Source organism: Bizionia myxarmorum (assembly GCF_008086205.1).
In the GTDB taxonomy this organism is placed as follows: Bacteria; Bacteroidota; Bacteroidia; order Flavobacteriales; family Flavobacteriaceae; genus Algorimicrobium; species Algorimicrobium myxarmorum.
Genome location: NZ_VSKK01000001.1, coordinates 1,090,310 through 1,109,820, shown reverse-complemented (window position 1 = coordinate 1,109,820; position 19,511 = coordinate 1,090,310). Strand labels below are relative to the sequence as shown.

Annotated in this window: 18 protein-coding genes; 1 reads left to right on the top strand and 17 read right to left on the bottom strand. The window is 33.9% G+C overall.

Annotated features, from left to right (window positions below):
- Position 1: 1 nt before the first annotated feature.
- From ES674_RS04965 to ES674_RS04915, 11 genes are all read right to left on the bottom strand, one after another.
- Positions 2-976 carry a deoxyhypusine synthase family protein gene (locus tag ES674_RS04965; protein WP_148403644.1) on the bottom strand — a complete coding sequence of 325 codons (975 nt, stop codon included), beginning with the start codon at positions 974-976 and terminating at the stop codon, positions 2-4.
- The gene (gene speB, locus ES674_RS04960) at positions 966-1,907 is read right to left on the bottom strand and encodes an agmatinase (RefSeq protein ID WP_148402864.1); all 942 of its coding nucleotides are present in this window, start codon (positions 1,905-1,907) and stop codon (positions 966-968) included. The genes ES674_RS04965 and speB overlap by 11 nt, the downstream gene beginning before the upstream one ends.
- A complete protein-coding gene (locus tag ES674_RS04955) occupies positions 1,897-3,297 on the bottom strand; it encodes a type III PLP-dependent enzyme domain-containing protein (protein WP_148402863.1) in 1,401 nt (466 codons plus the stop codon). The genes speB and ES674_RS04955 overlap by 11 nt, the downstream gene beginning before the upstream one ends.
- A gap of 335 nt (positions 3,298-3,632) precedes the next feature.
- Positions 3,633-4,550: a pseudouridine synthase gene (locus ES674_RS04950; protein WP_148402862.1), complete on the bottom strand. Its 918-nt coding sequence runs from the start codon at positions 4,548-4,550 to the stop codon at positions 3,633-3,635.
- Between the two features lie 79 nt (positions 4,551-4,629).
- Entirely contained in the window at positions 4,630-5,535 is a 906-nt protein-coding gene (locus tag ES674_RS04945; RefSeq protein ID WP_148402861.1) for a geranylgeranylglycerol-phosphate geranylgeranyltransferase, read from the bottom strand.
- 11 nt (positions 5,536-5,546) lie between these two features.
- On the bottom strand, positions 5,547-6,476 hold the full coding sequence (locus ES674_RS04940; protein WP_148402860.1) for a mevalonate kinase family protein: 930 nt from the start codon (positions 6,474-6,476) through the stop codon (positions 5,547-5,549).
- 63 nt (positions 6,477-6,539) lie between these two features.
- Positions 6,540-7,643, bottom strand: coding sequence for a diphosphomevalonate/mevalonate 3,5-bisphosphate decarboxylase family protein (locus ES674_RS04935; RefSeq protein WP_148402859.1), 1,104 nt, complete (start codon positions 7,641-7,643; stop codon positions 6,540-6,542).
- 110 nt (positions 7,644-7,753) lie between these two features.
- A complete protein-coding gene (locus ES674_RS04930) occupies positions 7,754-8,026 on the bottom strand; it encodes a type II toxin-antitoxin system RelE/ParE family toxin (RefSeq protein ID WP_148402858.1) in 273 nt (90 codons plus the stop codon).
- Positions 8,016-8,261 carry a hypothetical protein gene (locus tag ES674_RS04925; protein ID WP_148402857.1) on the bottom strand — a complete coding sequence of 82 codons (246 nt, stop codon included), beginning with the start codon at positions 8,259-8,261 and terminating at the stop codon, positions 8,016-8,018. The genes ES674_RS04930 and ES674_RS04925 overlap by 11 nt, the downstream gene beginning before the upstream one ends.
- Before the next feature lie 39 nt (positions 8,262-8,300).
- Positions 8,301-9,512 (bottom strand): BaiN/RdsA family NAD(P)/FAD-dependent oxidoreductase, encoded by a 1,212-nt coding sequence (locus ES674_RS04920; RefSeq protein WP_148402856.1) that lies wholly within the window; start codon positions 9,510-9,512, stop codon positions 8,301-8,303.
- Positions 9,509-10,201 (bottom strand): glycerophosphodiester phosphodiesterase, encoded by a 693-nt coding sequence (locus tag ES674_RS04915; protein ID WP_148402855.1) that lies wholly within the window; start codon positions 10,199-10,201, stop codon positions 9,509-9,511. Before ES674_RS04915 ends, ES674_RS04920 begins: the two co-directional genes overlap by 4 nt.
- Before the next feature lie 58 nt (positions 10,202-10,259).
- Here ES674_RS04915 and ES674_RS04910 point away from each other — a divergent pair, with 58 nt between their 5' ends.
- On the top strand, positions 10,260-11,063 hold the full coding sequence (locus ES674_RS04910) for a PQQ-binding-like beta-propeller repeat protein (RefSeq protein WP_148402854.1): 804 nt from the start codon (positions 10,260-10,262) through the stop codon (positions 11,061-11,063).
- Here the strand turns inward: ES674_RS04910 and ES674_RS04905 are convergent.
- The 6 genes from ES674_RS04905 to ES674_RS04880 are packed head-to-tail and all read right to left on the bottom strand — an operon-like array spanning position 11,060 to position 19,509.
- On the bottom strand, positions 11,060-11,929 hold the full coding sequence (locus ES674_RS04905) for an acyl-CoA thioesterase (protein WP_148402853.1): 870 nt from the start codon (positions 11,927-11,929) through the stop codon (positions 11,060-11,062). The two genes, ES674_RS04910 and ES674_RS04905, sit on opposite strands and share 4 nt — an antisense overlap.
- A 42-nt stretch (positions 11,930-11,971) precedes the next feature.
- On the bottom strand, positions 11,972-15,646 hold the full coding sequence (locus ES674_RS04900; RefSeq protein WP_148402852.1) for a metallophosphoesterase: 3,675 nt from the start codon (positions 15,644-15,646) through the stop codon (positions 11,972-11,974).
- Between the two features lie 45 nt (positions 15,647-15,691).
- Positions 15,692-16,630, bottom strand: coding sequence for an L-histidine N(alpha)-methyltransferase (locus ES674_RS04895; RefSeq protein ID WP_148402851.1), 939 nt, complete (start codon positions 16,628-16,630; stop codon positions 15,692-15,694).
- 1 nt (position 16,631) lies between these two features.
- On the bottom strand, positions 16,632-17,777 hold the full coding sequence (egtB, locus tag ES674_RS04890) for an ergothioneine biosynthesis protein EgtB (protein ID WP_148402850.1): 1,146 nt from the start codon (positions 17,775-17,777) through the stop codon (positions 16,632-16,634).
- Positions 17,778-18,995 carry a bifunctional alpha/beta hydrolase/OsmC family protein gene (locus ES674_RS04885; protein WP_148402849.1) on the bottom strand — a complete coding sequence of 406 codons (1,218 nt, stop codon included), beginning with the start codon at positions 18,993-18,995 and terminating at the stop codon, positions 17,778-17,780.
- Positions 18,964-19,509, bottom strand: a complete 546-nt coding sequence (locus ES674_RS04880; RefSeq protein ID WP_148402848.1) for a peptide-methionine (S)-S-oxide reductase — start codon at positions 19,507-19,509, stop codon at positions 18,964-18,966. Before ES674_RS04880 ends, ES674_RS04885 begins: the two co-directional genes overlap by 32 nt.
- Between the last annotated feature and the right edge of the window lie 2 nt (positions 19,510-19,511).

Sequence of the window (19,511 nt, the reverse complement as noted above, 5' to 3'; positions counted from 1 at the left end):
ATTACATTCCTAGTAGGTAAGCAAAAACCAATGGTGCAACAATGGTTGCATCACTTTCAATTATAAATTTCGGCGTATTAATATCTAATTTTCCCCAAGTAATTTTCTCATTAGGAACGGCTCCTGAATACGATCCGTAACTTGTAGTGGAATCACTAATCTGACAGAAATAACTCCAGAATGGCGTGTCTGTTCTCTCCATATCTTGGTATAACATAGGCACCACACAAATTGGGAAATCTCCCGAAATACCACCACCAATTTGGAAAAAACCGATACCATTTTGAGAATTGGCTGTATACCATTCTGCTAAAAACGTCATGTATTCAATACCAGATTTCATGGTACTTGGTTGCAATTCACCTTTTAAAACATAGCTGGCAAAAATATTCCCCATCGTACTATCTTCCCATCCTGGACAGATAATAGGCAGGTTTTTTTCGGCTGCAGCATACATCCAAGAATCTTTTAAATCAATTTCATAGTGCTCTTCTAAAGCACCTGAAAGTAATAATTTGTACATATACTCATGCGGCAAATAACGTTCGCCAGCCGCTTCTGCATCTTTCCATATTTTTACAATATGTTCTTGAATCCTTCTAAAAGCTTCTTCCTCTGGAATACACGTGTCTGTAACACGGTTTAAACCTTTCTCCATTAAATCCCATTCATCTTGCGGTGTTAAATCGCGATAATTAGGAACACGTTTGTAATGAGAATGTGCTACTAAATTCATAATATCCTCTTCCAAGTTTGCACCTGTACACGAAATAATTTGCACTTTATCTTGGCGAATCATTTCTGCAAAAATCTTTCCAATTTCTGCTGTACTCATAGCTCCAGCAAGTGAAACCAGCATTTTAGCGCCATTGTTTAATTGATCTTCATACCCTTTTGCGGCATCCACTAAAGCAGCTGCATTAAAGTGTAAGTAATACTTTTCTATAAATTGTGATATGTGTCCTTTAGTTGTCATCGTCTTCATTAAATTTAGAAAATTTATTCGTATTTTCTTTTGATTCGTTAAAATTGTTATCGAAGCTATCGCCTGCCGCTTCATCTAGAAACTTATAAGATAGCATTTTGTAATATAATTTGGCTGCTAAAAAGTCTGATGAACGTTCGGTTTCATTTGGACATAATTCCACAATATCAAAACCTACTACATTCTTTTCAGCAAATACCTGACGTAAGAAGTCAAGCGTTTCATACCATAATAAACCACCTGGTTCTGGTGTTCCTGTACTTGGCATAATCGACGGATCAAAAGCATCCAAATCGATTGTGATAAACACATTTTCTGTCATCTGATCTATTGCAGAGTCCATCCACGTATCATCCACAGCCATATCATGAGCGAAATATGTTTTTTCGAAATCCATTACCGTGGTTTCAATAACATCCATACTACGAATACCAACTTGAATTAAATTGGTGTTTTGGCTAGCTTCATAAACCGCACAAGCATGGTTACATTTACTACCGTGAAATTCCTTGCGCAAATCTGCATGCGCATCAATTTGTAAAACAGTCAGGTTATTAAAACACTCATTAAATGCTCTAATAGTTCCAATAGAAATAGAATGTTCACCACCAAAAGCCGTTACAAACTTATTGCGTTTAATATACTTTTTAGTGGCTTCATGAACCGCCTCTACCATTTTTTCTGGCGATGAATTTTCGGTGATAGGTTTCGCCAAATAAACGCCTTGCTTATAAACTTCCGTTCCCGTTTCAATATCATAAAGTTCCATATTCTCGGATGCATTTAAAAATGCTTCTGGTCCTTTATCAGCACCTTTTTGCCAAGTACTTGTACCGTCATAAGGCACTGGGATTAATACGATTTTTGAACTGTCTAATTTGGAATATTGTTCTTCTATTCCGGCATACGTTTTATTCTCCATGGTAACCTAAAATTTTAAGTAAGTCTTCACTTGTTTGTTGTTCAGCAAATAGTTTTGTGGTAATATTTCCATCAGCATCTTTATCAATTAAAATATGTTTTGGTGACGGGATTAAGCAGTGTTGCAGTCCGCCGAAACCGCCAATACTTTCTTGATAAGCGCCGGTATTAAAAAAGCCAATATATAAGGGTTTATCCTTGTTGTATTTAGGTAAGTAAATAGCATTCATATGCTGTTCACTGTTATAATAATCATCACTATCACAGGTTAAACCACCTAAAAGCACACGTTCATAACTGTCATACCAACGGTTAATTGGCAACATAATAAAACGCTTGTTGATAGCCCAAGTATCTGGTAAAGTTGTAATAAATGAGGAATTAATCATGTTCCACTTTTCACGATCATTTTGTTGTTTTTGATACAGTATTTCATAAATAGCTCCACCACTTTCTCCAACGGTAAAACTACCAAATTCTGTAAAAATATTTGGAACAGCCACATCTTCATTTTCACAGGCTAATTTAATTTGATTCAGAATTTCATCAATCATGTATTCGTAATCAAAATCAAAAGCTAATGAGTTTTTAATTGGAAATCCACCGCCGATATTTAAGCTATCCAATGACGGACAAATCTTTTTTAAGCTGGTGTAAACCTTTAAACATTTCGCCAATTCGTTCCAATAGTAAGCATTATCACGAATTCCGGTATTGATAAAAAAGTGTAACATTTTAAGCTTAACCTTTTTACTATCCTGAATTTGATTTTTATAAAACGGCACAATGTTTTTATAACCAATACCTAATCGAGAGGTATAAAACTCAAACTTCGGTTCTTCTTCTGATGCAATACGAATACCAATATTAAACTTTCCTTTTATCTCTTCAGAAAGCAAGTCTATTTCTTCGTAATTATCAATAATTGGAATACAGTTTTTCTGTCCGCCATTAATTAATCGGGCAATGTTTGTAACATATTGCGCACGTTTAAATCCGTTACTAATAACGTAGGTCTTATCTGTTATTTTCCCTTCAGCTTTCAGGCTTTCCACGATATCAATGTCGAAAGCAGATGATGTTTCAATATGAATATCATTCTTCAACGCTTCGTCCAACACATGTTTAAAGTGTGAACTTTTGGTACAATAGCAGTAACTGTATTTACCTTTATATTTGTTGTTTTTTATAGCTTTTGCAAACCAACCTTTCGCGCGCTGAATATTATTGGATATTTGCGGTAAATAGGTGAATTTAAGAGGTGCTCCATAATCTTCAACCAATTGCATGAGGTCTACATCATGAAATTGGAGGGTTTTGTCTTCCAATTTAAATTCCTCTTGTGGAAAATCAAAAGTTTGACTAATTAAATCAATATACTTTGTGTTCATTAGTTTGAATGTTTAAAATTTAAAGATACGAACTGAATAGCTTATTCAGAATTAATATAGCGTTAAATATTAATAATTCAAACTTGAATTTGGGGATGGGTCGTAGGAATGAAGCCAAACAAATGTTGGCTTGATTTAATAAAAGACACAGAAGTTAGCTCTAAAATTCGGTTACTTAATCGGTAAGCAGCTTTTGAAAATGACTTCCAAATGGTCAAAAGCCCGAACATAAAAACAGTTCTCAATTTGTTCAGCTAAATGCGGTGCAAAAGAAATATATTTTCTTCAGTTTAACGATTATTTTTTAATTTTTTTTAAATATTTTAAAAGCTGTATTACAGCATTTTAAGTGTATTAATTTCCTGAATTGTTAAATGTTTCCAATGGCCTCTAGGAATATCTTTTTTAGTAAGATGGGCAATTGCTACACAATCAATTTTAATAAGATCGTAGTTTAAATGCTCAAAAATAGTACGGATTATGGTGTTCCCTGTATTCTTAATTTTTAAACCTATTAAGTTTTTACTCTGACCTTCAATATAACTGATCTCTTCAACAGGAACCAATTTACCTTCAATCTTTATACCGTCTTGAATACTTTTTAAATCTTCAAATTTTAGATTTTTATCTAATTCTACTTGAAATAAGCGTGAAACACCTGTTTTAGAATTGGTGAATTTTTTCACAATTTCTTCGTCATTTGTAAATAACAACAAACCTGTAGAATTTCTACCTAAACGACCAATTGGTTTAACCCGTGAACTTGTAGCATTTGCTACTAAATCCATAACTGTTCTACCTTTACCATCACTAGTCGTTGTAGCAAAACCTTTAGGTTTATTTAATAAAACATAGGCTTTTTTCTCTGGATTAATACGTCTGCCATCATAGCGAACATCGTCCTCCAACAATACTTTATAACCCATTTCGGTTACTATTTTACCGTTGACCGTTACGAGGCCAATGGCAATATGCTCATCAGCTTCACGACGTGAACAAATTCCGGAATTAGCGATGTATTTATTCAACCGCATTTCTCCAGAATCATTACTTTTTGAAGTTGCAACTTTAGCTTTTGAAGTCGTTACTCTAGGTTTTTCAGGGGATTCCTTTTTCTTTATAGGGGCATTTCCTCTGGCAAAACTTTTACTTTTGGCATTATCAGATCCACGGCCGGAAACGTTGTCTCTTCCATCTTCTTGTCCTCTTCCTGCGGATTTACTTTTTCCGCCACTTCCTTGCTGTCTGCTCATAATTAATAAATTTTAGGCAAAGGTAATACAATAGTTGACAATTATAATTAAATAGGCAGCGCTTTGAATACCAATTCGTTTAAAAAATTCGGGAAAGTACTACATCTACATTAATAAGAAGGATACTGAACACTCCCGAAACAATGATAAATTTTAGAATATTGTGTAATATTAAATAATGAATTTTGGTTTTGGAAAGCCATAAAAGCAATAAGAATACAATTAATAACACCACGCAGGTATAAAAAAATAAGTACATATGGCCAATTTCATACTTATACAAAACCAAATAACTCGGTATAAGTGTTAGCAGCGTTAAAACAGTCAACATTACTTTTGAAACCTTCTCCCCATAAACCACGGGAATAGTGTGATAATTTTGGACTAAATCGCCTTTAATGTTTTCCAAATCTTTTGTCAGTTCACGCATAGATACAATTAGGAATAAAAAGGTAGCATGAACAAAAATTACGGTTTCAAAATTTCTGTAATAGATGAAAATAGCAAAAAATGGTGTAATGGTTAAAATTGCTGACGTTAGATTTCCAATAAATGGCATTTTTTTTAATTTATGCGAATAAAACCAAATACCAAAAATATAGATTGAAAAGAACAAAACGGCTTTAAATGATACATAGCTTGCCAAAACGACAGATAAAAAATTCAAAACGAAGTAAAAAGAAAGCTTGGTATTTTGGCTTACAAGTCTATCTAAATTGGATTTAATAGGTCTATTTATTAAGTCCTTTTCTGAATCGTAGAAACTATTTATAATATATCCTGCTGCAATAGTTGCCGAGGAAGCTAGCACAAGCATAAACAAATTAAGATCGAAAACTACTTCGTGCAAAGGCCTATCATGCGCTAAAATATAAATAGCTGTTAGATATTGCGCAATGATAATTATGAGAATATTATAACCCCGAATAACAGAAAACAGACTAAAAAATTTTAGTAAAATATGTTTTTGTCTGCGAGAAAGCATGGTGAAAAAGTTTAGAAGTTGTAAACGACTTCTAATTTATAATCTACCAGTGAGACTTTCGCTTTATCAATATCTTCAGTAAAACCTAAAATATAACCACCACCACCAGATCCACAAAGTTTCAAGTAATAATCGTTAGTATCAAGGCCTTTTTTCCAAAGTTCATGAAATTGCAAAGGAATCATAGGTTTGAAGTGATTCAAAACTACTTTTGAAAGTTGCTTGGTGTTTTTGAAAAGCGACTTGATATCACCTTTAAGAAAATCGTCCACACATGCATCTGTATGTTTAATGAATTGATTTTTAAGCATATTTCGGAAACCTTCTTGCTTCATATTTTCCATAAAAATATGAACCATTGGAGCCGTTTCTCCAACAACACCACTATCTAACAAGAAAACAGCGCCTTTACCATCTGCTTTTTGCGATGGAATTCCGGTAGCTTCAATATTATCTTTAGAATTGATAAGAATTGGAATACTTAAATAACTGTTTAAAGGATCAAGTCCCGAGGATTTCCCATGGAAAAACGATTCCATTTCCGCGAAAATAGTTTTTAATTGCAATAATTTTTCACGGGTTAAATTTTCTAAAACGGTAATTTTATTTTGAGCGTATTGATCATATAAAGCTGCGACCAATGCACCACTACTTCCTACACCGTAACCTTGAGGAATTGAGGAATCAAAATACATACCTGCTTCCACATCTGCTTTTAAAGTTTCAATATCAAAAATTACCAATTCGGGATTGATATTTTCTAAATAATCAGCAAAATGCTTTAAGCTAGCGTTTGATTTAATGGAAGTTTCTGTCGGGTTTTCGGCCACCTTTAAAGCACCATTATAAAAATTATAAGGTATAGATAAACCTTTGGAATCTTTGATAATTCCATACTCCCCGAAGAGTAAAATTTTTGAGTAAAAAAGGGGTCCTTTCATAAGTCAGTTTTCAGTTACTTGTAATATATAAAAATAACTGCGTAGCAAAGATACGTAATAAAATTATAATTGATTCGCACCCTTTCCAATTTGGTCACAAATAAAATGTTCATTTTGGCAATAGGCAACTAGCTCGCTCTTAATAAACTCCAATACAGGAATAGCATCCCGCTTTGGGTATAAAACATGCACATTAGCTCCAGCATCCAATGTAAAACTAACAGGTAATTTGGTTTTTTCTCTGAATCCCCAAATAGCATTTATAACTTTTAAAGTATTAGGTTTCATTAAAATGAAATAGGGCATACTGGTCATCATCATAGCATGAAGCGTTAAGGCTTCACTTTCAACCAAGGCATTAAATTCATCTAAATTCCCAGTTTCTAAAATGGTTTTCATTTTTTCCAAGTTGTCATGAGCTTGTTGAAATCGATTTTGAGCAAAAGGATGTCCATGCATTAAATCATGACCAACTGTACTACTCACTTGCTTTTCACCTTTATCAACTAGTAAAATAGTGTCTTGATACTCCTTAAAAATATCATGAACTTTAAAAGGATATTTTGTTCCAAATAAGTCACTACTACCCTTAACCACTTTGTTTTCACCCCAAACAATTAAATCGCCTTCAATACTTCTGCAAGCCGATCCCGATCCTAATCGTGCTAAAAAAGATGCTTTTTGATTGAAATAGTCTTCAGACCTTTCCACTGCGCTCAAGGTGACATCAAGATCTAAAATTTGTTTCTCCAAGCTCATTAAGCACAAAGCCAAAGCACTCATGCCTGAAGCTGAGGATGCTATGCCTGAACTATGTGGAAAGGTGTTTTTTGTTTCAATAGTAAAATGATAATCTTTTAGAAATGGTAAATACACCAGCACACGTTCAAAAAAAGATTGAATTTTCGGTTTGAAATCGGCCTTCTTTTCACCATCTAAAAACACGTCAAAAGAAAAATTATCTTTATTTTCCTTCACTTTATAGGAAAGTGTGGTAATGGTTTTACAATTACTCAATGTAAAACTAATAGAAGGATTTTCTGGAATTTGATTTTTTCGTTTTCCCCAGTATTTAATTAAGGCAATATTACTGGGCGATTCCCAAGCAACTTGACCATTTGGACGTTTTTCTGAAAGGTTTTTAGGGATAAAGTGCTCTTCTGTCATGGGAATTATATTAATCTAGCAAAGATAATAACTTTAACATGGAGTTGTAATTTCTAGAACAAGGAAATGTTTTATTACCTTATGCAAAGTATAAGACTGAGTCCGACTATTTAGAAATCTTGGGATTGATTTAAAAACCTATAAACCAAAATACTATTTGGTTGTACTTCATAATGAATCGAGTAGTTAAATTTCTCCAAGAAAACGATTCTTATGTTTTTATAGCGAATTTGAAAAGCATCTGGAAATTCTTTTATTAACTCAATGTGTTTTTCTACGTCTGACCAAAACTCATTTTCTTGCCCATTAAATTCCATAAAACATTTTGCTCTATGAAACTCAACTCTTGCTTCATCAGTAAAATCAACATACCTAGCGACCATATTGTTTTTTTATGTCTTCCCAGGAATGGGTAATTAGTTCACCTTTTTCATGACGCTCAAGCATATCATCCATCATTTTTTTATATTCTTCGGATGGTTCACTATAGCGTAAAGCAGTTTCTTCCAACATATATTCTATGTAGTTTTTTAATGAGCGTTTTTCCAATTTGGCTTGCTTTTCCAAAATAGCTATGGCTTTATCGTCTAATTCAATTAATTTTTTTGTCTTTGCCATGATATATAGATTGTATATACTAAATATACATAAAATATATTAACTTGATATAGATTTTGCCGCAATAAATCCGCCAGTCCAAGCATTTTGGAAGTTAAAACCACCTGTAACAGCATCGATATTTAAAACTTCGCCAGCAAAATAGAGGTTTTTATGAATCTTGCTTTCAAAAGTTTTAAAATTAATTTCCTTTAAATCCACACCTCCAGCAGTTACAAACTCATCTTTAAAGGTACTTTTTCCCGTAACTTGAAAAATGGCTTTGGTTAATTGGCTGACAAGATTATCTAGTTGCTGTCTGTTTAAATCACCCCAACGGTCTGTTTCAGAGATTTCTGCTGCCAAAACCAATTTTCGCCATAAGCGTTTAGGCAAATCAAAGTGTGCTAACTTATAAACTGTTTTCTTGGCAAGCTTTTGTTTAAGTTCTTTTAGTCGCTCCATACAATCTTCAGGCGTTTGCTTAATAAAATTAATTTCAATTTGAAATTTATAATCACGTTTAGCCAATTCCAAAGCGCCAAAAGCAGATAATTTCAAAATAGAAGGCGCGCTCATTCCAACATGTGTAATTAATAGTGGGCCTACAGAATATAAATCGGTATCTAAAACCGTAATACTTACATCTAAAGCCACAACGCCAGGAATATCTTGAATCCGCTCATCCTGAATATCAAAAGTAAATAAGGACGGAACGGGCTGAACAACAGTGTGTCCTAAACCTTCCAAAAGCTTCCAAAATTTAACGCTGCTTCCCGTAGCAATCAACAATTTATCAGCATGATAGGTTCCATCTTTTGTTGAAATTATAAAACCCTCTGAATTTTCTTTGACATCAATATTTGCCACATTCTGACTATACTGAACCTTAATTCCTTTTGCTTCGTTTAGAAAGCAATCAATAATAGTTTGGGATGTATTTGAAACGGGAAACATGCGGCCATCATCTTCAATTTTCAATTCTACGCCGCGCTTTTCAAACCATTCTATCGTATCACCTGTCATAAATTGATGAAATGGCCCTAGCAATTCTTTTTCGCCTCTTGGGTAGTTTTGAGTCAATTCTGAAGGTATAAATTCCGCATGGGTAACATTACAACGTCCACCACCTGAAATCCGCACTTTCTGTAAACCTTCTTTGGCTTTTTCTAAAATAGTAATAGACAAACTGGGGTTTTGTTCTGCCATATTTATAGCTGCAAAAAATCCTGCAGCGCCACCTCCAATAATTATAACCTGTTGTTTTCTCATATTTTATCGGGTACATCAGAAATAATACCATCTACACCATACGTTTTCATACGTGAAATTGTATCCGCATCATTAACCGTCCAAGCATTAATTTGATAACCTTGACTTTGCGCAAATTTCACGTTATCAGTAGAGAGTAGTGCAAAATTAGGATGGATTATTTTAGATTTAATAGTTTTTGCAAAAGTAATAGCTTCTGCCACACTAGCCTTTGTTAAAACCGCCAATGGTATATTTTTATTAATTTGAAATGTTTTTTCTAATTCTACCTGTTGAAAACTAGAGATGATAAAGTCCTTATATGTCCAGCCATGATTTCTTATATAAGCCTCCACTATTTCAGATGTCCTTGAGGCCGTATTTTTTCCTTTGAGTTCAATATTTATAATGCACTCTTTATTAATACGTTTTAAAACGTCTTCTAAAGTTGGAATTTGAAATCCGCCATTTACTCGTAATTTTTTAAGTTCTTCAAGTGAATGCTTCCCTACTTCACCTACGCCATTTGTCATTCTATCTAAGGTAAAATCATGAAAAACAACTAATTCACCTGTCGCACAAACATGAACGTCTATTTCAATACCATCCACTTGAAAACTTAAAGCTTTTTCTATTGATTCCAAGGTGTTTTCAGCAAGATATCCTTTGGCGCCACGATGGCCAAAAACGCGGACTGGATGTTTTAACATATTCTGATTTTTTTAGTGTCACTTAATGTTTGTAAATTTATGGTAAAATAAACGTGATTTGAAATTTAATACAGCGCTTGCTTTAGTTGCATCCATATTTTTAACTTGTAAATCCGGAAAACCGAAAGTTATTGCTAATTTACCAAGAAGTTTACCTGAAATTTCCGCTATTGAAAAAACGACTACATCTAATTTATTTTGGGTAATTCAAGATGCAGGCAATAACAATCATGTTTATGGATTGGATAAAACCGGCTCTATAAAAGCAGATATTACAGTTGAAAATGCTAAAAACAGAGACTGGGAAGATTTAACAGCTGATAAAGACGGCAATCTCTATATTGGTAATTTTGGAAATAATGATAAGAAGCAAATCCAATTTTCTATTTTAAAAATAACCAATCCACAAGCAAAATTAAAAAAGGTGCAAGCGGAATTTATTCACTTTAGTTTACCAGACAATGTGAAACCAGAAGATTTTGAAGCATTTTTTCTATTTACGGACTATTTTTATGTGTTTAGCAAAGAATCTAAAAATTTTATAACGCTGAAAATTCCGAATAAAACTGGAACACATGTAGCTGAACTTATTTCAACCTTTAAATTTAGCGGAAAACATAATGACATTACATCAGCAGCGATAAGCGCGGATGGAAAACGGATTTATTTGCTAAATCATGACAAGGTTTGGGAGCTTTCACAATTTAAAAATGATGCTTTCTTTGAAGGTAAAATATCATCTATTCCATTTGACCATAAGACTCAAAAAGAAGGCGTCTGCGTTATAGAAAACAAAATTTATATTACTGATGAATTCAAAAAAAATAAAGGCGGTAATTTATATGAATTGACTTTAGATTAAGTTTTGGGAATTGGACGCATTAAACCTTCTTGCGCAACAGAAGCTACCAAAACACCATCTCTAGTGAAGATGTTTCCTTTGGCAAAACCTCGGGCATTTCCAGTGCTTGGCGTTTCTAATGAAAATAGTAGCCAATCATTAAAATCAAATTCCCTAAAAAACCACATGGAATGATCCAAACTTGCTGTTTGCAAATTTCCCCAATGAGCTTTGCTGGCGTGTGGTTGAAGTGCAACCGACAAAATATTATAATCTGAAATATAAGTTAGAATTTGTTGTTTGATAGCCAAGCTTAAATTGGACACATCGCCTTTTAACTTAAACCAAACATCTGCAAATGGCGGTAAATCTTGCTTATCAAATGGATTTGGAAGTACGGTTGGCTTAAAATCTACAGGTCGTGGAATTTCTAAAAAAGACTTTGTTTTGGATGGCAGCATACTGCCAAATTGGTCTAAAATATCATTCCAACTCATCAAATGTTCAGGCTGCTTCAAATCTGATTTCATAGTAATTTGATGTTCATACCCTTCTTCTGCTTTATGAAATGACGCCGATAATATAAAAATAGTTTGCTCTTTCTGTGTGGCAGTAACGCGACGTACGGAAAAACTGCCGCCATCACGAACGATGGTGACATCATAATTTATAGGATAATCCAAATGTCCTGCCTCCAAAAAATAGGAATGCAAGGAATTTAAAACCCGTCCATTCGTAATGGTTCTGTAAGCTGCATTTAACGATTGCGCTAACACTTGTCCGCCGAAAACATTAGGACTTCCAACGGTTTCACTCACCCCTTCAAATTGATTTTCTTTAATATGTTTCAATTCAAGAATATGTAACAAGTTATCTACAGAATTCATAAAATTTAATTTTTTTACAAGATATTATTTTTAACGGTGGTTTTAGAAATTTAATCCTAATGAAAAGGCAAAACGTAAACCTTCATTACTATTAAACAGTGAAATATTCCCGGTAAAAACTTCGGCTGCTATAAGCAATACGCCACCACCATAAGAATTATGCCATTTTTCTGAAGGATCTTCTTTCATCCAAACGCGACCATAATCTACGCCAGAGTACACGCCTAAATTGATAGGTAAAACACCTGTTTTCACTTTTTTGAACATAAAGCGTAAATCGGTTAATTGGTAAAAGGAATTTTTTCCTGTGAAACGCTGATTTCGAAAGCCACGAAGCCCATCAGATGCACCAATGGAAGCTGCTTGATAAAACTCATAATTATCACCCAATGTAATATGTCCTTTTAATTTAGTAGCTAGAACTAATTTTCCGGTGGGTTCCAAATTATAATTGAAACTAACGTCTGGAATGATATAACCCATGTTTTTGGATTTATCTAAATTAGTACGAAAACCCAATTTTAAATTCGTTTCAAACCCAAGAGATGGATAGGCCGTATGATTGCGATTTTCAAAATGATAAGAAGCATAAGCGCCTACAAAGGAGTTGCTGCTTTGTGATAAATTTGCTAAATAATAATCATTAATATAGCGTCCATCTGTTTTTTCTACTTCAATGGTTTCATAGGCCAAACCTAACTTAAATACACCATCTAAAAACCCTTTATAAATTAATGAGGGTGCAAAGCGAAAGGTTTGCAATTTCACCCGGTTGTAATCTTTATTATATAAATCGTGATTATCTTCATTGGGATTTCGAGTTTCATTCCCAAATCCAAAAAAGTTAATACTGTAATTTGGACTCGTAAAAACAAGATCAAGTCCTAAATTAAAATCTCCAATTACATTGGCAAATTCACCTCTATACGAGACATCAAAACCATAGGTTGCAAAATAATACGCAGCTGATAATCTATGTTGAGCGCTGAATGGATTTCTATCAAAACCATAAATAGTGTAGGTATCTCTTAAACCGAGCTTAATTCCGTCATCCGGATTATACCCTACAATTGGAATGGCCTGATTTGTATTATTCTTAATTTTTAAATAATTGTAAGTATTTATGTTATACCGATTGGTAATATGCTTTCTACCTTTAGCAGTTTCAAAGGTATTTTCTTTTGTTTTATAATCGTAAAAATGGGTTTTACTACCATTTTTAATATTGTAGGTGTCATTATTTTGTCCACCGATTAATCGTAATTTTATATACTTATTTCCATTACCATGCACGTGAAAAACATCATTATCATCTAAAGCATAAATCCATATTTCTTTTGTTTCGTCTTTAGAAAAAGTACGCTGAAAAAATATGTCGCTTTTTTCGCCTTTTTTAATTCGATAGGCAGTAACGCTTGTTTTTCCATCAGGCAAACGTTCAATATCAAAATAATCATCTTTATCTGTGCCTTTTACCATGGCGAATTTATTCACATACGCAAAATACTTGTCTGATATTTCTTGAAGATTAGCACGTCTAGATTTCAATTTATCTTTAATATCTTCCACGTTTTTACCTTGTAATTCACTGGGAATATTTTTGAAAGCTTCCTCTATAACGGCATCGGTTAAATTAGTTGTTATATAGTTTACTTGTGCATCCCAAACGGCTTTCGCTGATTGACTTATCAAAGCCATATCCAGCGGATATGGTTCCGTATTAAACCATTTCGGGCTATTTAAATCATTATCATAACCCCGAAGAAGTCTTGCTGGCTGAAGTATTTCTGTGGTTATTCCTAATATGAAACCATCGTTCATATTAGAAAATGCTTGATCGCGATCCCGAGGCACAGGAAGATAAACCGTTTTGCCATTTTTTTCGGTCTTCGCCCAGCGCCATTGGTCATGATGCCTGTCCCAATCCCCTATAAGCATATCAAATAAGCGAACACGAATATAAGCGGCTTCATCTATAACAATATCTTCATCTGATCTGATTTCTTCAAACATATCATCTGTTCCAATTAATTTATTGGAATAGGCAAAACTCTTTAAATATCCATGATCATCACCGGCATGTTCTTCAATCATATACAATTCATCACCAAAGCTATCATTAAAAGGTTCAATTGCTTTTTGATTTGGCACATAGTACAAAACCGGATTGGTATGCAAAACACCAACAGCGTCCGATAGCGTAGCTGTTACAAAAGGCGCAAATGGATAAGATCCAGAAAACACATGAAAAATTAATTCTTCAGCAACAGTATCATCAAATTGACCTTCCACATATTGATCTTTAAACGCAAAGGCTTGAATATAATTTAAAGCATTTTTTCGTAAACCGCGCATTACATATTCTCGACCTGTTGAATCGGCTAAACGCAAGGAATTTGATTGCGTTCCACCACCTTTTCTAATTGGTTTTAAACCACCAAAAAGCGTATCTAGCATGACCGTTTTTACGGTAATAGGCGTGCTATATTCTTGAGCATAACGCTTACCCCATAAAAAATTGTAAAAAGGACTCTTATCAGTTTCTTCAGATGTGTAAATAGAAGCTTGAATTGTTTGTGGCACGTTTTGAGGATAATTTTGATCGGCCAGAATTTTAGGTTTATGAATTTCTTTTGAAAATAATTCGGCGTTTTCATTTGCCGCTATAAAACGCACTACAGACGAGCCATCTTTAAAAACATCTAATCTAGCATAACCGGGTTCGCTAGATGAAAACAAACCACTTCCTACGTTCCTGGTTGCTGTAGATTTGGAACCTGAACCACTAATTATTTGCACTAAATTATCCTGCACTAAATACTGCAAATTATGATCATGTCCAGCCACGAAAATAACGCGATCGTTTTCCTGGGCTATGGTTATAATCCGCTTTCTAAAATCGTTATAACGTTTGTTTTGAATATCTTCTGGACTGATGCCTGTTGTTTTTCTTAAGATGTTTTTTAAGGTTCCTAAAATTGGAAGGGGCTTCATATGATCCATAAAACTATACTGTCCGCCATGTGGTCCATTTGTAAAAATAGGATGATGCATGGCAACAATAGTTGTTTTGCCGCGCGCTTTTTTAATGCGACTTTCAAATTCATCTAAAAAAGCATCGCGTGTTTTAATTTCGCATTTATCATTTAGTGTTGGATGCTTGTCCCAATTGACCATGTACCATTTAGCATCTACATAAATTAATTCAATGTCATCGGTAATGGTTTCGTTTTCAATAGGACAGCCATGTTCAGGCAAAAAGGAATTTTTCCCTAATGCGCTATCTATATATTTCTCTTGGCGCTCCAACCCTATTAATCCATCCGAATACCAATCATGATTTCCTGGCAAAAAAATAGTTTTTCCTTTAAAGTTTTTTACGGCATCAATTTGAACATCCAATTGGTGCTTAGCGAAGGCATAACTTTCGGACGTTTCTTCAGGTAACCCTCTTGGATAAATATTGTCTCCTAAAAAAAAGGCTGAACTATTTTTATCGGCTTTATTTAATGCGTTTTCAAAAGCTTGAAGCGCATCAGTTTTTGTACCTATGGGCGAATTTCCGGCATCACCAATAAGATAAAAGCTATGATCAATCGTTTTATTCGTTTCTGAAACTGGCACAAAAGGTTCTTTGTACTGCGTTTTAAATGTAGCACAACCGTAAAAGGAAATGAGGAAAATAAAACTAAAACCTAACTTATACGGGTTTTTCATGCTTTTGGTACGCTCAATTTTTTATAAAACTATACAAATGAACAATTATTTTTCCCAAAGACTATCAGTAAAATAATGTTTACAATCTAAAAAGTGTGATTTGGTTTTAAATCCGGATATTTCTGCTAATTTTTCAATCTCTGAAAGATCGTATTTTTTCGATAATTCCGTCCAAATAAGTTCGTTTTGGTCAAATTCTATTACTTTATCTAATTTTTTAATCAAAACGGTTTGTTTTTTCAAACTGACAATATAACTTTTTACGCGTCCGGTTTCCGGATTGTAATAGCAATAAAAATCGAAGTCGTCTATTTTAAAATCGGCATCCAATTCTCGATTCATTCGAATTAATAAATTAATATTAAAACGTTTGGTGATCCCTTCTTTGTCATCATAAGCATTCCGAATTGTAATGGGATTTTTCTTCAAATCCAACCCTATTAAAAGTTTATCACCAGAATTCATGGTTTTATTAAAAAGTTTCAGCAAATCTATAGCATCCTCTTTTAAGTAATTACCAATATTACTTCCTAAAAAGAGCAGTAAACTGGGTGTATCAGATTTGCTCATGTCATTTAATATTTCAAAATAATCACCTACCTGTGGTTTTATGGATAATTTTGGTAATCTATCTTGAAGTTTTTTGGAAAGAATATCAATGGCTTCTTCTGAAATATCAATGGGAACATAATGAAAACTGATGTTTTGACCCACAAGATATTCTAATAATTTGAAGGTTTTAAAACCATCACCAGCTCCTAGTTCAATAATGTTGAAAGATTTATCAAAACCTAATGCATCAACAATTTGTTTGGCTTGAAGTGATAATATTTCAAATTCAGAATCAGTTAAATAATAATCAGGCATATTCATTATTTCCTGAAAAATGCGACTCCCATTATCATCATAAAAATATTTAGAGGGCAACTGTTTTTCTTTAGCCGTTAACCCTTCAACAACGTCTTTTGCAAAATTTCTATTCATATTATTTTACTAGTCTAATACCCGAAAATTGCCATCTCATGTCTGGATGAAAAAAATTTCGGTAGGTATGTCTACTGTGGTTTTTTACGGTTGCGACCGAAGCACCTCGAAGCACCATTTGATTAATCATAAATTTACCATTATACTCGCCCAAAGCACCTGGCGCTTTGCTAAAATTGGGATAGGGCAAATAGGCGCTATTAGTCCATTCCCAAAGCTGGCCATAATTGAAATTTTTGGATGCCACTTCCCATTCAAATTCGGTTGGTAAACGCATCTGCTTCCATTCTGCAAATGCAAAAGCTTCGTAAAAACTGATGTGTGTAACGGGCTTCATTTTTTCAACAGGCATAAACCCATTTAAGGTGTAATGATGCCAAACACCCTCTACCTCGTGCCAATACAAAGGCGCTGAGATAGCGTTTTGTCGGATAAAGTCCCAACCTTCAGCATGCCATAAATTAAAATTTTGATAGCCACCCGCTTTTATGAATTCTAGATACTCACCATTTGTGACGAGTTGATCACTAATTTCAAAATCCTGAAGATAAACTTGATGATTCCCTAATTCGTTATCATAAGAAAAGCCGTTTCTTTTATGTCCAATTTCATATAGTCCTTTTGAAATTTTCATAAATTCAGCAGTATTTAAAACTGGTTGTAATTCAACTTTATTCTCGATTGCTGGGAATGTGGGCTGATTTCCTAAAATATAGGTAATGTCATAATAAAACAACTCTTGATGTTGCTGTTCATGATTAATGCCTAATTCTACAATTGACAAAGCATCTTCTGATGGGTTATTGTTTAAAAACGCCGTCATTTTTTCATCTATAAAAGCGCGATATTCATAGACTTCATCAACAGATGGACGGGTCATTAAACCTCTATTTGGGCGTAAAACACGTTTTCCAGCATTGTTGTAATAACTATTAAATAAATAGGCGAAATCCGCGTCAAAAACTTGATAATCTTTAACAAACTTACAAAGCACAAACTGCTCAAAAAACCAAGTAGAATGGGCTAAATGCCATTTTGGTGGTGACACGAAAACAGCAGGTTGCACCGAATAATCTTCCGTTTTTAAAGGCTTACAAATCTCTAAAAAGCGGTTTCTGGTGTATTGGTATTGTTCTTTTATAGTCATTTATACAAGTTCAGTTTCTATAATTACTTCGTTTTGCAAGGTTTTATGCACAGGACATTTTGAAGAAATTTCCATTAAACGTTGTTTTTGAGCGTCATCCAGATTCCCTACAAATTTTAAGCGTTTTTGCACATAATCCAAACGTAATGGTTTGTCTAAATCCAGTTTTAAATCATCGCTATGTTTTTTGGAGTAAGTAATATAAGCAAAAACTTCCTTTAAATCCCACTTCTTACGTTCAGCATATAGTTTCAAAGTCATTACGGTGCAAGCTGCCAGACCTGCACATAAATAATCGTAAGGTGAGGGACCATAATCATCGCCACCAGCAGATTTTGGCTCGTCAGCAATCATAGAATGTTCTTTAGTTTGTATAGATGTGGTGAAATTATCTTCTTGTAAATTTAAATGCGCTACTAATTGTTCACCTTCCGTGTCCAACAAAATATTTTCTTGCGGCTCAAAATAGCGTTGTACCCATGATCCTATAATATTTCCCACATATTGACTGTCTTTTGAATTGCTTAATAAGTGATCTGCGCCATCCAAACTGATGAAACTTTTAGGATGATGGGCATTGAGATATAATTTTTCGGCATTATCAATACTTACAATTTTATCAAATGGCGAATGCATAATTAGCAACGGTTTTCGTAAATTTTTGGTGATTTCTGGTAGATCTATTTTACTGAAATCGTCCACAAATTCTTGGTTGATTTTAAATGGTCTACCACCAATATTAACTTCAACTTCACCTTTTTCTTCAACAGCATCTAAACCATGCGAAAATAGTTTTGTAACGTGTCCAACGGTTGCAGGAGCACCCATTGTAGCTACTGCTTTTATGTTATTTAATTTAGATGCAGCTACAATAACAGCCGCACCACCCAAAGAATGACCAACTAACAAACTAGGTGCTTTGTAATTTTCTTCCAAATAGGAGTTTACAGATAGTAAGTCGTCAACGTTAGCTGAAAAATGACTTTCTGAAAATTCACCTTCACTCCTACCCAAACCTGTAAAATCAAAACGGACAACGCCAAAACCATGTTTAGTTAATTCACGACTAATATTTTTTACGGCACTTAAAGTACTAGAACAGGTGAAACAGTGTGCAAAAATGGCATAATAATTCGGTTTTTGATTGGCGGGTAACTCCAAATAAGCTTGAAGTTTATGACCGTTTTTATTCGGAATATCTAGCTTGGTGTTTTTCATTTCTTATTAAATGTTTTAATGTGTTGGGATTGGTATAGGCTGAAAATTGTTTTAAAAGCAATTGAAGTTTTGGGTTGATAAAGGTTTCACAAAATGGTTTCTCCGGATTTTTTTGATAGTAATTCTGAATATCTTCACGAGAGGCTTTAAATTCTGAAAATGGTAAAACTTGCGTTATCAATTTATCGTTAAAATCTATTTGAAAACTTTCAATGATTTGCCATGTTTGCAGTTTTTGTGCTTCAGAATAAAAATACACAGCAGAACGATATTTATCGCGCCTGCTGTGGTTGGAAGTGCTTTTGTGTGTATACAAATGAATTTCAATTAAAACGTTAAGCAAAATATCATCTGCATTAAAATGCACAATAACCGCTTCTGAAAACCCACTATTTTTTCCCGTGGATGCTACATAACCTTGCTCTACTTTTTGAACACCAATTAAAGCTTGAAAAACAGCTTCTGTACACCAATGACAGCCTCCTCCAAATGCTATTTTTTCAACAAATTTCATAA